The 14,286-nt window shown below is 73.0% G+C and carries 18 protein-coding genes; 10 read left to right on the forward strand and 8 right to left on the reverse strand.

Going from position 1 to position 14,286, the window contains the following annotated elements:
* Positions 1 to 133 precede the first annotated feature (133 nt).
* The 7 genes from acpS to ABII15_RS14010 form a co-directional block, all read right to left on the reverse strand.
* Positions 134 to 529 (reverse strand): holo-ACP synthase, encoded by a 396-nt coding sequence (gene acpS, locus ABII15_RS13980; protein WP_353942647.1) that lies wholly within the window; start codon positions 527 to 529, stop codon positions 134 to 136.
* Positions 526 to 1,110 (reverse strand): GNAT family N-acetyltransferase, encoded by a 585-nt coding sequence (locus tag ABII15_RS13985; RefSeq protein ID WP_353942648.1) that lies wholly within the window; start codon positions 1,108 to 1,110, stop codon positions 526 to 528. Before ABII15_RS13985 ends, acpS begins: the two co-directional genes overlap by 4 nt.
* Positions 1,110 to 1,901 carry a hypothetical protein gene (locus ABII15_RS13990; RefSeq protein ID WP_353942649.1) on the reverse strand — a complete coding sequence of 264 codons (792 nt, stop codon included), beginning with the start codon at positions 1,899 to 1,901 and terminating at the stop codon, positions 1,110 to 1,112. The genes ABII15_RS13985 and ABII15_RS13990 overlap by 1 nt, the downstream gene beginning before the upstream one ends.
* A complete protein-coding gene (locus tag ABII15_RS13995; protein ID WP_353942650.1) occupies positions 1,898 to 3,136 on the reverse strand; it encodes an acyl-CoA dehydrogenase in 1,239 nt (412 codons plus the stop codon). Before ABII15_RS13995 ends, ABII15_RS13990 begins: the two co-directional genes overlap by 4 nt.
* Positions 3,133 to 4,095: a 3-oxoacyl-[acyl-carrier-protein] synthase III C-terminal domain-containing protein gene (locus tag ABII15_RS14000; protein WP_353942651.1), complete on the reverse strand. Its 963-nt coding sequence runs from the start codon at positions 4,093 to 4,095 to the stop codon at positions 3,133 to 3,135. The genes ABII15_RS13995 and ABII15_RS14000 overlap by 4 nt, the downstream gene beginning before the upstream one ends.
* Before the next feature lie 34 nt (positions 4,096 to 4,129).
* Positions 4,130 to 4,390, reverse strand: a complete 261-nt coding sequence (locus tag ABII15_RS14005) for an acyl carrier protein (protein ID WP_353942652.1) — start codon at positions 4,388 to 4,390, stop codon at positions 4,130 to 4,132.
* Positions 4,391 to 4,641: 251 nt separating this feature from the next.
* Complete coding sequence (locus ABII15_RS14010; protein ID WP_353942653.1) at positions 4,642 to 6,246, reverse strand: condensation domain-containing protein; 1,605 nt, start codon at positions 6,244 to 6,246, stop codon at positions 4,642 to 4,644.
* Between the two features lie 333 nt (positions 6,247 to 6,579).
* On the opposite strand from ABII15_RS14010, the gene ABII15_RS14015 reads away from it, so the two are divergent.
* From ABII15_RS14015 to ABII15_RS14040, 6 genes are all read left to right on the forward strand, one after another.
* Positions 6,580 to 6,777, forward strand: coding sequence for a hypothetical protein (locus ABII15_RS14015; RefSeq protein ID WP_353942654.1), 198 nt, complete (start codon positions 6,580 to 6,582; stop codon positions 6,775 to 6,777).
* A 141-nt stretch (positions 6,778 to 6,918) separates the two neighbouring features.
* Positions 6,919 to 7,503: an acyl-CoA dehydrogenase family protein gene (locus ABII15_RS14020; protein WP_353942655.1), complete on the forward strand. Its 585-nt coding sequence runs from the start codon at positions 6,919 to 6,921 to the stop codon at positions 7,501 to 7,503.
* A complete protein-coding gene (locus ABII15_RS14025; protein ID WP_353942656.1) occupies positions 7,500 to 8,618 on the forward strand; it encodes an acyl-CoA dehydrogenase in 1,119 nt (372 codons plus the stop codon). The genes ABII15_RS14020 and ABII15_RS14025 overlap by 4 nt, the downstream gene beginning before the upstream one ends.
* 52 nt (positions 8,619 to 8,670) lie before the next feature.
* Positions 8,671 to 9,186: a hypothetical protein gene (locus ABII15_RS14030; protein ID WP_353942657.1), complete on the forward strand. Its 516-nt coding sequence runs from the start codon at positions 8,671 to 8,673 to the stop codon at positions 9,184 to 9,186.
* Positions 9,183 to 9,638: a GNAT family protein gene (locus tag ABII15_RS14035; RefSeq protein WP_353942658.1), complete on the forward strand. Its 456-nt coding sequence runs from the start codon at positions 9,183 to 9,185 to the stop codon at positions 9,636 to 9,638. Before ABII15_RS14030 ends, ABII15_RS14035 begins: the two co-directional genes overlap by 4 nt.
* On the forward strand, positions 9,631 to 10,095 hold the full coding sequence (locus tag ABII15_RS14040) for a hypothetical protein (protein WP_353942659.1): 465 nt from the start codon (positions 9,631 to 9,633) through the stop codon (positions 10,093 to 10,095). The genes ABII15_RS14035 and ABII15_RS14040 overlap by 8 nt, the downstream gene beginning before the upstream one ends.
* On the opposite strand, the gene ABII15_RS14045 is transcribed toward ABII15_RS14040, so the two are convergent.
* Positions 10,061 to 10,765, reverse strand: coding sequence for a 4'-phosphopantetheinyl transferase superfamily protein (locus ABII15_RS14045; protein ID WP_353942660.1), 705 nt, complete (start codon positions 10,763 to 10,765; stop codon positions 10,061 to 10,063). The two genes, ABII15_RS14040 and ABII15_RS14045, sit on opposite strands and share 35 nt — an antisense overlap.
* Positions 10,766 to 10,981: 216 nt before the next feature.
* Here ABII15_RS14045 and ABII15_RS14050 point away from each other — a divergent pair, with 216 nt between their 5' ends.
* The 4 genes from ABII15_RS14050 to ABII15_RS14065 all read left to right on the forward strand — a co-directional run bounded on the left by ABII15_RS14050 (position 10,982) and on the right by ABII15_RS14065 (position 14,282).
* The gene (locus tag ABII15_RS14050) at positions 10,982 to 11,503 is read left to right on the forward strand and encodes a hypothetical protein (RefSeq protein ID WP_353942661.1); all 522 of its coding nucleotides are present in this window, start codon (positions 10,982 to 10,984) and stop codon (positions 11,501 to 11,503) included.
* 84 nt (positions 11,504 to 11,587) lie between these two features.
* Entirely contained in the window at positions 11,588 to 12,430 is an 843-nt protein-coding gene (locus tag ABII15_RS14055; protein ID WP_353942662.1) for a DUF4097 family beta strand repeat-containing protein, read from the forward strand.
* 74 nt (positions 12,431 to 12,504) lie between these two features.
* Positions 12,505 to 13,506: an ATP-binding cassette domain-containing protein gene (locus tag ABII15_RS14060; protein ID WP_353942663.1), complete on the forward strand. Its 1,002-nt coding sequence runs from the start codon at positions 12,505 to 12,507 to the stop codon at positions 13,504 to 13,506.
* Complete coding sequence (locus ABII15_RS14065; protein WP_353942664.1) at positions 13,503 to 14,282, forward strand: ABC transporter permease; 780 nt, start codon at positions 13,503 to 13,505, stop codon at positions 14,280 to 14,282. The genes ABII15_RS14060 and ABII15_RS14065 overlap by 4 nt, the downstream gene beginning before the upstream one ends.
* Positions 14,283 to 14,286: the final 4 nt, after the last annotated feature.

Genomic DNA, 14,286 nt, shown 5'->3' on the forward strand with positions numbered 1-14,286 from the left:
ATGGATGCGCCGCCAGGACCTGCGCGAACGCGCCCCAACAGTACGTCCGAGCCATGATCCCAGGAACTAAGTCATGGCAAAGATTTCAGAGTTACCGCTGGTCAATACCGATTTATGAGGGAAAGGAGGTCCGTTATCGGCGAACTTCCCCGTCCGGAAAAGGAACCGAGGCCGCCACGCAGACGACGAAATCGCCCTCGTGCGAGAGCGACATCTCCACCCGGTCGATGTCCGCCTCGTCCGCGATCCGCCGGGCCCGGCCGCGCAGCGTCACCTTCGGCGCGCCCCAGCGGTCGCCGACGATCTCGATGTCCCGCCAGCCGAGCCCCTGGCCCAGGCCGCGGCCCAGGACCTTGGCCGTGGCCTCCTTCGCGCAGAACCGTCCGGCGAGCCGCTCGACGGTCCGCGGGCCCGACAGCGCGTCGGCCTCGGCGAGTTCGGACTCGGTGAACACCAGCGTGCGGTAGCGCGGGTGCCGCGCCACCCGGGAGAAGCGTTCGATGCTCAGCAGGTCCACGCCGACCCTCACGACGCGCTCCCCGCGCCCGCGCGGATCCGGGCCGCGATCGCCCTGCGCCGTTCCTCGTGCTCGGCCACCGACCGCTCGTAGTCCTCGGCGTCCTGCGTCCAGTAGCACGAACTGCGCCACTCACCGGCCGTGAAGGAGTCGTGCGAGCAGCGCACCTGGGCCTGCTCCGCGAGGCCCTCGGCGGAGACCAGCATGGTGTTGTGCACCAGGACCTGGTTGATCACCGTCAGCATGTTGAGCTCCTCGCGGATGTACCGGTGCATGGCCGCGACGGCCGCCGCGCCGTAGCCGCCCCGGTACTGCGGCAGCACGCCGAACGACAGCTCGCAGCTGCGGGACCGCCAGTCGATCGAGGTGATCCAGGCGAACCCCAGCGTCCTGCCGTCCGGGTGGCACATCGCGTACATGCGCTTGACGCGGTGTTCCCCCTCGATCGTGCGGGTCTGGTTGACGACGAGCGCCTCGTCGCTCGACACCACCGCGAAGTCCGTCAGGTTCGCCCGGAACCGCTGCTCGCGCAGCAGGGCGGTGCGCTGCGGAATGTCCGCCTCGGTGAAGTGCCGAATCGTGGGTGTGATCATCACAGCTCCCAGGGAGTGCCGGCGGCACGGCTCAGCAGGACCCAGGCGTGGTGCTCCCCCGCACCGCACCGTACGAGGATCCGGTCGTCCGGCCGCGGTTCGTCGTGCTGAAGTGCGCGGTGCAGCTCCGGCCAGCCGCCGCAGGCGCCGGGGCCGGAGAAGACGTGGTCGCTCTCGGGGACCGGTCCGCCCTCGCCCCGGGCGAGGACCCGCAGCGGGCCGTCCCCGGCGCCGAAGCGCAGCCCGACGGCGGTCAGCCGCTCGGGCACCGCGTCGGCCAGGGCGAACAGCGGCTGGTCGAGCACCACGGCGGTCGCCCCGGCCCGGGGGTCGGCCCACCACGAGACCAGGTCCACGACGGCGGCGCCGCCCAGGTCGCCGAGGTGGGTGAGTCCCATGTCCTCGGTGACCTCCCAGCCCATCTCGTGCACGAGCCGGGGCAGCGCCGCGCCGAGCGTGTCCCGGTCGGCGCCGGAGTGCACCAGGACGAAGGGCTGCGGGCCGGGCGGCGGTCCCAGCGCGCGCAGCGCCGTCTCGACGACGTCCTCGCCGTCCGCCCGCGCGGTGAGCATGCGCAGTCGGTCGACCGGCCGGCCGCTGTACTCGGCGACCGAGGCCAGGTATCCGGCGAGCAGCCCGCCGTCCGGGTCGTCGCCGGCCGCCTCCCAGCCGCCGAACATCCCGCTCATGCCGTCGGCGGCCTGGGCACCCGCGGCGTCGCGGTACCGGGGGGACTCCTCCACGGCGACCGTGAGGGCGTCGATCGACAGGACCGCGGTTCCCGGGATCACGAGGCGGCTCCGGCCTGACGGGGCGTACGCCGCAGATGGCCGTCGGCGATGTGCACGCGCTGCATGTTGCTGGTGCCCTCCATGAACTCGAAGCCGTACGCGTCCCGGGCCCACTTCTCCAGGAGCGGATCCGCCACCAGGCCACCGGGGCCGAGCGCGGCGGCCGCCCAGTGCGCGACCGCCACCGGCAGCCGGGCGCCGGTGAGCTTGGCCATCGACGGGAAGGCCCGCGGGTCGGGGTCGCGGTCCACCTCGGCCGCCGCGCGGTAGGCCAGCTCCGCGGCCGCCTCGGCCCGCGCCCGCAGCACGTCGAGGCCCGCGGCGCCGGGGGCCAGTTCGCGCACCCGGTCGAGCATGGCCAGCGCGGTGCCGACGGCCATCGCCCCGACCTGGATCCGTACGTTGTTGAAGGTCTGGAGCGCGCCCCACAACCCGCGCCGGGACACCGGGAGGTGCTGTCCGAGCACCTGCTCCTCGCCGAGCGGCACCGCGTCGAAGGTCAGCTCGCTCAGATAGGCGCCGCGCAGTCCGAGGGTGTCGAGCCGCCGGCCGTCCCAGCCGCCGGCCGGCCGCTCCACCAGCACCGCCCGGATCGTCAGCGGGGACCGTCCGGTGCGGGCGAAGACCACACCGATCCCGGCCCGCGCCGCGTTGCCGATGTACCGCTTGGAGCCGGTCAGCGTCAGCCCGTCCGGGTGCCGCTCCAGCCTGGTCTCCAGGGCGGTGGCGTCACTGCCGTGCGCCGCCTCGGTCATGGCGAAGAAGGTCCTCGTACGGCCGTCGGCGACCCGGGAGTGGAAGAGGTCGCGCTGTTCCGCGCTGCCCAGGGCGTCCACGACGATCCCGGCCAGGGCCGGTCCCGGGGCGCCGAGCAGTGTGCCCGCGTCGCCGCGGGCCAGTTCCAGCGTGGCCACGACGCGCTCCAGGCACGTGCCGGTGTAGCCCTTCAGGAAGTCCGGCGCGGCGGTGGTGTCGCGCCGGTCCTCGGGTTCCGCCGCGGCCCTGATGAGCGCGGCGGCGGCCGATCCGGCCGGCAGCGCGGCGTGCTCCGGGTCGGCGTCGACGGCCAGTGCGTGCTCGCGCAGCTCCCTGGCCGCCTCGGCGACACCGGCCCGCAGGGCGTTCAGCCGCGGGTCGTCGTCGACCAGGCCCGGGCGGCAGCCGCCGGCCGGCCCGCCGAAACCGCCGTTCACGTGTCCGTCCCGTCCCGGGGTCCGCGCCCCGTGCGTGCTCACGACGCGTCCTCCGTCACCTCGACGACGGCCGCCTGGAAATAGGCGCCCATGCCCTGGGCCGCCAGTACGCACCGCCGGCCCGGCTCCAGCCGGCCGGTCCGGTCGGCGTGGTCGAGCGCCATCAGGGCGTCCACCCCGAAGGTGTGGCCCTGGTCGGGCAGCAGGTCCAGGTAGACCCGCTCCATCGGGATGCCGAGGCCGCCGGCGACCGCGCGCCAGACGAACGCGTTGGACATGTGCGGCATGATCCAGTCCACGTCGTCGCGGCCGAGACCGGCCCGTTCCAGGGCCTCGTCGATCACGCGCACCATGCCGTCGACGCACGCGGTCCCGAACGCGCGGGTCTCCTCGGTGGTCATCCGCAGGTTGCGGTGGAATCGGGCGTCGCGCACCGCGGCGCCGCCCAGGTACCGGTAGCGGCCCCGGTGCCGGCCGCCCTCGCGGCCCACGACGACCGCCGCCGCCGCGTCGCCGCACACGACGAATCCGGGGATGATGCGGGACATGTCGCCCATGGATCCCTGGTCGCCGCCCAGGACGAGCACGGTCTCGTCCGGCCCGGCGCCGGGCCTGCGCAGATAGCGCTCGGCGAGGTCGGCGCCGCGCAGCACCGAGGCGCAGTTGATCCGGGAGATCCCGTACACGGGCACGCCCGGCAGATCCAGCCGCTCGCGCACGCGGGAGACGAACTCGTCGTGGTGACCGAAGGGTTGCACCAGCAGGGTGTGCCCGTAGAGCACGAGGTCCGCGCGCCGGCCGTCGAGGGCGGCGCGGCCCGCGTCGAGCAGCAGCTCCAGCAAGCTCTCGTCCTCGGCCAGCGACGGGCTCGTGCGCAGCCCGAAGATCCGGGTGAACAGGCGTCGTTCGGCCCGCGGGCGGTCGTACCGCGCCAGGATCTCGTCGACGGAGTCCCGCCGGTCCGGCACGCGCGCGGCCACCCGGGACATCGTGATCGTCACGCTCGGGCTCCCGCCCGCGGTGCGCGGCCGGTGGTCACGCCGCCGCTTTCCGCTGCTGGTTCATCACGTACTCGGACAGGCTGCCGAACGAGCGGAACACGTCGGCGTCCAGCTCGTCCGGGTCGATCTCCAGGCCGATGGTGTCCTCGAGGCTCATCAGCAGTTCGAGGACGCTCGTCGAGTCCAGTACGAGGTCCTCGAACAGCCGTGTCTCGGGGCCCAGTTCGCCGATCTCGCGGTTGAGCACCGCTTCCAGCGAGATTTTGATGTGCTCGGCGACCTTCTGCTCGTCCATGGCACGTCCTCCGCAGGGCTGGGATGGTGGTGGAACGGAAAGGGATTCCCCTTCGGAGGGGAAAAGGAGAATGCACGGGCGGGTTCTCTTCCGCGTTTTTCTGAGCCTGGGAGAAATCACCGGGCCGCGGTGTACGGAAAGAGACCCGCGCCAGTCACATTAGTCGTCCGGCGCCTGTGTTCCGCGGGTCCGTCGGTGGCAGCTTCTTCCCGTCCGGTCCGTGCCAGAGCGGCCCGCGCCCAGGCCCGCGCTCAGGCGCGCGTCAGTCGTCCGGCCAGCGCCGCCAGCGGCCGGACGCCGCCGAGTTCGCGCACCCCGAGCCCCGTCCATCCGCTGTCGCGGAGGATCTCCAGGACGCGGGGCGCCCGCAGCAGGCGGCCGCCGGCGGCGACGTAACCGGCCGCCGGATCGACGGCGGCGAGGGCGTTGGCCCGGCCGACGGCCGCGACGAGCGCCGCCTCGGCGCCGGGGCTCGGCTCGGCCTGCGGCGCGCCGGTGGGCGTGGCCGGGGCCGAGGCGGGGGCCGTCGGGAAGTCCAGCACCCGGGTGATCTCGCTGAGCGGGCGGTCCACCGCCTCGTCCGTGTGCGCCACGATCAACTCCTCGTAGCCGCGCAGGAACCGCTCGATGTCCTCCGCGGGCAGCACCGAACCGGCCGCCCGCAGCGCGACGGTGACGCCGTCGGCCCACTCGTGGATCCGGAAGTAGACGTCGGACCCGGACTGCGCCCACGCCTCCGGGTCGGGGTTGCGGACCAGCCGCGTACGGGTGGTGCCGCAGGAACGCGGCGCGTAGTTCAGGAAGTTGAGCTCGGTCTCGACCCGGACCTCGGCGCCGCGCCGGGTGCCCTCCTCGGCGAGCAGTTCCAGGGTCTCGTCGTACGCCGTCCGCGGCAGGTCCTTCGCCCGCTCCAGGGCTTCGGCGGTCCGCCGGACGATCTCGGGGAACGAGGGGTCGTCCGTCAGGTCGACGGCGGTGAGCAGCGGGGCGAACATACAGGTCAGGACGTCCATGCCGGCCTCGTCGTCGCGGTGGCTCGTGAACAGCCAGAACGGGACGCGGTGGCTGCCGGTCCAGGCGGCGGCCGTCGCCGCGAACGCCCCCAGGTGGACCGCCGACGGCCACACCCGGCAGCGGGCCGCGACCGTGCGGGCGGCGGCCAGCAGCCGGGGCGAGGTGAGGGCCGCGCCGGCCGCCGCGGGGGGTGTGGCGGCGGGGGCGCGGCGGCTCGCGAACAGGTCCGCGGGAAGCCTCCTGATCTCCTCGCGCCAGGGCGCCGTCCGCCCGGCGTCCGCCGGACCGGGCGCGTCCGGCTCGGCGGCGGCCAGTTCGGCGGGCCGGACGGTCACGGCGGGCAGCTGGGCGGGGCGGCCCGCGACGGCTCCGCCGAGCAGCGCCGCCAGTTCGCCGAGGAAGGTGGCGATGCTCCAGTCGTCGAAGGCCACGTGGTTGAGCACCAGGACGAGCCGCTTCGGCACGCCCGCCGCCGTGACCAGGCAGGCCCGCACCGGCCAGTCGGCGGCCAGGTCGAAGTCCTCCCGCGTGCACCGCCGGACGGCCTCGGCCGGTGACGGCGTCCCGTCGGCCTCGACCGTCGCGTGGCGCACGGGCAGCGCGGCCGGCGGATGGACGCGCTGCTCGGGCAGCCCGTCGGCGCCGATCGGGAAGGTGGTCCGCAGCGCCTCGTGGCGGCGGACCAGATGGTTCAGGGCCGCTTTGATCCGGACCGGTGCGATGCCCTCGGGCAGCGGCGGATCGAGCACGATGTGCGTGTCGTGGCGGCTGCCGGGCGGAAGCTGATGGTGGTGGAGCCAGAAGTACCGCTGTCCGCGGCCCAGCCGCGCGCTCTTCGCCATTGGCCTTCGATCCTCCGTACTCGCGCTGGACACCACCGCCGATGATGCTCGACCGCGCTGCGCCCACATACCGGGATCCGCTGTCACCAAAAGGACGGCAAAAAGCTGTCAGCGCCCCCGGTGGATCACCGTCCGGGAATTCCTTGACAGCGCCTGCCGGGATTCGCCAGCCTTCAATCCATCGGCCGCCGGATTCAACATCGGTCGGCGATAAAACAGTTGAGCCCGTCGGGGACTTCCACCCGATATTGGAATCCGCCTTTCCCGGCGGTTTCGGAGCGGACGGGAAAACCGCGTGCTCTTTCGTGAAGTAATTCAACGGAGGTGAACACCATGACGAAGGCTGCGACGAAGGCCGCGTCCAAGGCTGCCACGAAGGCCGCCACCAAGGCCGCGACCAAGGCTGCCAGCAAGGCCGCCACCAAGGCCGCGAGCAAGGCCGCCACGAAGGCTGCCAGCAAGGCCGCCACGAAGGCTGCCAGCAAGGCCGCGACCAAGGCTGCCACGAAGGCCGCGACCAAGGCCGCGTGAAGTCCCGGCATGGCGCCGCCCGCTCCGGGCGGCGCCATGCCGCCGCGCTGTTGTCAGACCGAGCAACCACCCGGGCCCCCCGGCCGGCTTCGGCCACGACGGGACGGTGTCCGAGGGTCCCGGAGGGACCGAATGACGGACATGATCGCCGCAAGCGAGCGGGCCGCGCACGAGGCCGGGCTCGCCGCAGGACTGGCCGTGGCGCTGGACGGATTCGACACGACCGCCGCCCCGGGCCCGGTCGCCGCCGTACCGTCGGCCTGGGCCGCCGAGGACGCCGAGGTGCTCCCCCATCACGTGGCCGCCGCGGAGGGCATCTCCTTCGTGCGGTGCGCCGCCCCGGGCACCGCCCCCGAGCAGGAACTGGTCGCCCTCGCCGCCGGTCTCGCCGCGGTCCGCCTGGGCGCCACCCGCCGGCTCACCCGGCACGCCGTCGAGCACCTGACCCACCGGACCTCGGGCGGCGAACCCACCATCCGCAAGCAGCTGGTCCTCGGCACCCTCGCCGATCTCCTCACCGCGGTGGAGGCGATCCGGGCCCAGCTGCGGGTCGTGGCGCCGACCGTCGCGACGGTGGGCGACGTGCACGACCGGATCACCGCCCTGGACTGGGAGGCGGCCAAGCTGCTCGGCGCGAGCGGTTTCCTCGTGGAGAGCCCGGCCCGCAGCGCCCACGTCTCCCAACTCGTCGCCAACTGCTGGGTCGTTCGGGAGGCCGCCCGATGACCGCTCCCGCCTCGACGACGGCCGCGCTGCGCGAACGCTTCGCGGAGGTCGTCCCCGACCTGCGCTCCCGGGCGCTGTCCGTGGACGCCGACCCCACCACCATCGGGGACCATCTGGGCTCGCCCGGCCTGGAGCTGGTCCGCGGCGCCACGACGCCCCGGCGGTATCTGGGTTCCTCGGCGCCCGAAGGGATCCGGGACCTCGACACCGACTCCTGTCTGGCCCGCGTGGTCGGCACCGTCGAACTCGCCCGCGGCGACGCCGCGATGCTCACCGCGAGCCCCGGCCCCTCGCTGGCCGGCGCGGTGGTCGACGCGCTCGGCAGCGAGGCGCAGAAGGACTACTTCTACGACGCCATCGCCGACGGTGCCACCTGGACGTTCTTCGGCATGACCGAGCCGGGCATCGGCAGCGACGCGACGATGATGGGCACCCGTCTCGAGCGCGAACCCACGGGCGGCTACCGCCTGTTCGGCACCAAGCGCTACATCAGCAACGGCACCCGCGGCGCCATCGGCGCCGTCTTCGCCCGTACGGGCCCGTCGCCGCTGTCGATCCGGGCCGTCCTGGTCGAGTGCCCCGCCGACGGGTTCACGGCCCGCCCCCTGGACATGACCGGTCTGCGCGGCGCGCGGATCAGCGAGCTGGAGTTCGACGGCATGCCCGTCCGGGAGGACATGGTCCTCGGCAGCCATCTGCGGCTCTCCCAGCGCGGCATCTGGGGCGTCGTGCGCACCTTCAACTACATGCGCGTCCACATCGGCGCGCTGGCCCTGGGCACGGCCCTGGCCATCACCGAGTACGTGCAGCGGCAGCGGCCGGGGTTCGCCCCGGCGGACGTGATCACCGCCCGGCTCCTCGCGGCCCGCCAGGTGGTCTACGACGCGGCGGCCTCGGTCGACCACGACCCGGACGACCAGCGGCCGCCCTCGGTCGCCAAGCTGCACGCCACGGGCCTGGCCGTGACCGTCGCCCACTGGGCCGCCACGGCGCTGGGCCCCGCGTCCCTGCTGGAACATCCGCTGCTGGAGAAGTGGTGCCGCGATGTCTACGCCTTCGAGTTCATGGACGGCACCAGCAACATCCAGCGCCTCCAGATCGCTCGCGACCTGTGAGCCGGACGCCGTCGATCCCCGCAGCAGCCGCCGGACGGCCGAGGAAGGACCCATGACCACACCCGCGGACACCGCACCGCCCCGCTGGTCCGCCCGCGCGTACGACGCGTCGGACGCGACGGACCGCGCGGCGGCGCTGGAGTTCTTCACCGAGCCCGCGTTCCACTTCCGTATCGCCCAGCCCGACACCCGGGCCGCGTGGGAGATCGACGAAATCCTCGACGACACCGTCCGGCTGCTCCTCGCCGACGGCGAACCGGCGGGCCTGTACGGCGTGGAGGACCAGGGCAGCGAACACGGTTCGCACGTCCAGATCGATCTGTGCCTGCGCGCCGGAGCACCGGAGCACTGGTGGCCTGCGGCCTACGCGGCCGTGCGGGACGCCCTCCTGTGGCGCCGCGAGCTCGTCCGGGTGACGGTGCGGATTCCGGAGCACGACCGGCGCGGCCTCGCCGCGGCCCGCGCTGCCGGGCTCACCGAGGAGGGCACGCTCGGGAAGGTCGTCCTGCACGACGGAGCGCGGTACGGCACCGTCTTCTTCTCACAGATCTGGGAGCCGCTGTCATGAGGTGGAGAGGCTTCCGTGAGGCCGACCGGGACCTGCTGACGGGCCATTGGCTGCCCGGCGAACTGCTCGGGCTGCCGGTCGCCGACCGCCCGCCGCTGGCCGAGCCCGTCACGGTCGATCCGCCCGTGGACGACACGACCGAGCTGTGCGTCGCCCCGGGCATCGGCTTCGCCCGCTTCAGCGGCGTGGACTGGATCCACCGGCACGCCCGGCTTGAGATCGGCCTGCGGGACGCGTCCGTCGACCCGAAGCCGCTGCTGGAGGCGGCGGTCAGACACGGTTTCGACGTGCTCGGCCTGCACCGGGTCCACGGCCTGGTGACCCCGGCCGCCCACACCGTCGACGCCGTGCTGGAGTCGTGCGGCTTCCACCGGGAGGCGGTGGTGCCGCAGGCGCTCTGGCTCGCCGGCCGTCCCGTCGACCGACACGTCTGGAGTGTTCTCGATGCCTGAGCTCGAGCTGCTGCCCCCGGCGGCCGCCGCGGCCGCGCTGACCGCCGCCGGGGAACCGGCCCGCGGGCTCCTGGGGCTCGACCCCGTGACGCAGAACGAGGCACTGCTGGCCCGGGAGCTGACCCGGCGGGAGGCCGCCGTCTTCCGGTACGGGGACACGGTCCTGGGCTGCCGGGTCAACGCCGAGCAGCCCCGGCAGAGCGAGGTGGCGAGCACCACGGCCGACCCGGCCGCGCTCGGCGCCCTGCTGGACTTCCTGCACGCCTACAAGCGCTGCGTCTCCTTCGTCGCGCTGGTGCCGGACGCGCTGGACATCTCCGGCTACACGGCTCTCGGGTTCACCGAGGTCGGCCTGTTGCGCGAGCACCGGTTCGCGGCGGGCCGGTACCACGACGTGCGTGTCCTGCACGGCACGCACGGTGTCACAGCGTCAGATCGGCGACCCGCGGCAGTGTGACGATCTCGGTGCGCGGCCCCGCCACGGTGGTGGCGAGGGCCGCGACGCTGCCGTGGCCGAGCGGCAGATCGGTGAGGTGGACGGCCTCGTCCGGCCAGCCGGCCGGCGGCGTGTCGATCCGGACGACCGGGCCGTCCACCGACAGCGCGGTGAAGGGGACCTGGAGCAGTCCGTGCCCGGTCAGTTTCACCGCCGCCTCCTTGCGCGCCCAGATCCGGAACAGCTCGGTGCGCAGGGCCTCGCCCCGGTGCCCGGCGAGGATCCGCCGCTCGCCGGCGGTGGTGAGCACGCGCGTCATCTCGTCGACCTCGATCATCCGGTTGCCCAGCTCCACGTCGAGCCCGACCCGGGTGTCGGTGGCGGCCGCGATCACCACGAGGTCCCCGGTGTGGGAGACGGAGAAGTCGAGTTCGGGCGCCGCCGTGAAGTGCGGCTTCCCGTGGGTGTCGTGCGCGCAGTGGGCGCAGGCGCGGCTGATGCCGACCTCGGCGGCCGGTACTCCCAGGTAGCGCGCGCCCAGGGCCCGCTGCACGGCGCGGGAGACGACGAACGTCCTGCGGACCTGCTCCCGGGCCAGTTCGCCGGCGCGGGACAGCTCCGCCGGAGTCAGCAGGCTCCGGGCGTCCGCCTCGGCCGGCTCCGCTTCCACGACCCATATCCGTACGACCATGGGCCCACCCTATTTCGTGCCGGATCACGTGGTGCCACGTGGTGCCACCCATGGCCCGCGCGGCGCCACAGCACGGCACACCACCCGTCGGCACACACGGATTCCCGACCGACACCATCACGTTTACGCAGGTCAGAGCTGCCACGTCGCCACATGGCACCACGCCCGCCACCACGACACTTGCGCATGGCGCCAAAGTGGTGCCACTATGACGTCATGGACCTCACGCCGTACGTCGACACACTTCACCGGGAACTCGCGGTGGCCGCCGAGGCCGGCGGGGACGAAGCCCGCGAGCTGGCCGAGCGGCTCACCGCGCCCCTGGAGTCGGCGACCCGACTGACCCTGCTCAATGTGCTCTCCGCCGCGATGGACGAGATCACCCGCGACCTCGCGCCCGGCTCGGTGGACGTACGGCTGCGGGGGCTCGACCCCGACTTCGTGGTGACGCTGCCGCCCCGCGACAGCGCCCCCGCCGAGGTCACGGTCACGCCCGCCGACGCCATGGCACCCCCGGCCCCCGTGGACGGCGACGACGGCGCCACCGCCCGGGTCAATCTCCGCCTCCCGGCCCACCTCAAGGCACGCGCCGAGGAAGCCGCCTCGCGCGAGGGCCTGTCGGTCAACGCGTGGCTGGTGCGCGCCGTGTCGGCCGCGGTCGAGGGCGGCACCCAGCCCCGCACCGCCACGCCGACGAAGACCCGCTCAGGACAGAACTTCACGGGCTGGGTGCGCTAGCCGCGCCCAGCCCGCCCACCCGCACCACCTCCACCACGTCCCACCTGCGGGGACGCCCCGACGAGTCATGAGGACGGTACAGCCATGCCTTCTTTCGACACTCCCGGACCGATCGCGGTCGGCGCCCACGTGGGCGCGGGCTCCCTACGGTTCACCGCGAGCGACCGGCACGACACCACCGTGGACGTCCGTCCCGCCAGCCCCAAGCGGGACAAGGACGTGCGCGCCGCCGAGCAGACGGAGGTCTCGTACGCGAACGGCGTGCTGACCATCACGACGAAGGAGCGCCGCTTCATCGGCCCCTCCGGCGCCGTGGACGTGACGGTCGAACTGCCCGCCGGCTCGGACATCGACGTCACCGGCTCCTGGGCCCAGATCGCCGGCGAGGGCCGGCTCGGCAGGGCCAGGGTCAAGACCTCGGGCGGCGACGTCCGCCTGGACACGACCGGGCCGCTCCACCTGACCGTCTCGCACGGCTCGGTCTTCGTCGACCGGGTCGAGGGCGAGGCCGAGATCACCACCAGCTCCGGCAGCGTGCGCGTCGGCACCGTCGACGGCCCCGCCACCCTGAAGAACTCGCACGGCAGCACGACCGTCGGCACCGTGACAGGCGAGCTGCGGGCGAACGGCTCCTTCGGCGACATCGACATCCAGCGGGCCCGCGCCTCGGTCACCGCCGTCACCGCCCACGGCGCCCTGCGCGTCGCCGAAGTGACGTCCGGCACCGTCCAGTTGGAGACGTCCTACGGCGCCATCGACATCGGCGTCCGCGCGGGCACCGCCGCCTGGCTCGACGTCAGCGCCGAGCGCGGACAGGTTCACAACACGCTCGCCGACTCGGCGCCTCCGGAGGAGTCGGAGAACACTGTCGAGGTCCGCGCCAGGACGCGCTGGGGCAACATCGACATCCGCCGCGCCAAGGGCTGACCGCCCGCCCCTCCCCGCTTCACCCCCATTCGCTTACAGACCACGCCACTTCACCCCGAGAGCCGGAGGGCTCCATGCCTGCAACTGTCATGAACACGACCAGAAACGCCACGGCCGCCCCCGCCGTCTCCGTCACCGGCCTCCGCAAGTCCTACGGGGACAAGACCGTCCTCGACGGCATCGACCTGCACATCCCCGCCGGCTCGATCTTCGCGCTGCTCGGGCCCAACGGGGCCGGCAAGACCACCACCGTGCAGATCCTGTCCACCCTCGTCTCCGCCGACGCCGACAGCGGGCGGGTCCGGGTCGCGGGGCACGACCTCGCCACCGACCCCCAGGCGATCCGCGCCGCGATCGGTGTCACCGGGCAGTTCTCCGCCGTCGACGGGCTGATCACCGGCGAGGAGAACATGCTCCTCATGGCCGACCTGCACCACCTGTCCAAGAAGGAGGGCCGGCGGGTCGCCGCCGAGCTGCTGGAGCGGTTCGACCTCACGGACGCCGCGAAGAAGCCCGCCTCCACCTACTCCGGCGGCATGAAGCGCCGTCTCGACATCGCCATGACGCTCGTCGGCGACCCGCGGATCATCTTCCTCGACGAGCCCACCACGGGACTGGACCCGCGCAGCCGCCACACCATGTGGGGCATCATCCGCGAGCTGGTCCGCGACGGCGTCACCGTGCTGCTCACCACGCAGTACCTCGAAGAGGCCGATGAACTCGCCGACCGCATCGCGGTGTTGAACAACGGCAGGATCGCCGCCGAAGGCACCGCGGAGGAGCTCAAGCGCATCGTCCCCGGCGGCCATGTCCGCCTGCGCTTCACCGACCCGGACGCCTACCGCTCCGCGGCCTCCGCGCTCCAGGTGGCCACGCGGGACGACGAGGCGCTCAGCCTCTCGATCCCCAGCGACGGCAGCCAGCGCGAGCTGCGCGCCATCCTCGACCGGCTGGACGCGGCCGGCATCGAGGCGGACGAACTGACCGTGCACACCCCCGACCTCGACGACGTGTTCTTCGCACTGACCGACACCACCGGCACCGTCCCCGCCCAGACCCAGGAGAACGCCCGATGAGCACCTTCGCCCTCGCCGTCCGCGACTCGAACACGATGCTGCGCCGCAATCTCCTGCACGCGCGCCGCTACCCGTCGATGACGCTGAACCTGCTGCTCACGCCGGTCGTCCTGCTGCTGCTCTTCGTCTACGTCTTCGGTGACGTGATGAGCGGCGGCGCCGGCCGCGACGCCTACCTCGCCTATCTCCTGCCCGGCATCGCGCTGATGACGGTCGGCTCGACCACCATCGGCACCGCGGTCTCGGTCGCCATGGACATGAGCGAGGGCATCATCGCCCGGTTCCGCACGATGGCCATCCACCGCGGCTCGGTGCTCATCGGGCACGTCGTCGGCAGCGTCATCCAGTCCGTGGCCAGTGTCGTGCTGGTCGGCGCCGTCGGTGTCGCCCTCGGGTTCCGCTCCACCGACGCCACCGCCCTGGAATGGCTCGCCGCGTTCGGGCTCATCGCCCTCTTCTCCCTCGCCCTGACCTGGATCGCCGTGGGCATGGGCCTGATCAGCCCGAACGCCGAGGCCGCCAGCAACAACGCGATGCCGCTGATCTTCCTGCCGCTGATCTCCAGCGCGTTCGTGCCGCTGCACTCGATGCCGGGCTGGTTCCAGCCGATCGCCGAGTACCAGCCCTTCACGCCCGCCATCGAGACCCTGCGCGGCCTGCTCCTCGGCTCGGAGATCGGGAACAACTGGTGGATCGCCCTCGCCTGGAGCGTCGGGCTCGCCGTCCTCGGCTACTTCTGGTCGGCCTCCACCTTCAACAACACCGGGAAGAAGTGACCGG

The organism is Streptomyces sp. HUAS MG91, assembly GCF_040529335.1.
Classification (GTDB): domain Bacteria; phylum Actinomycetota; class Actinomycetes; order Streptomycetales; family Streptomycetaceae; genus Streptomyces; species Streptomyces tabacisoli.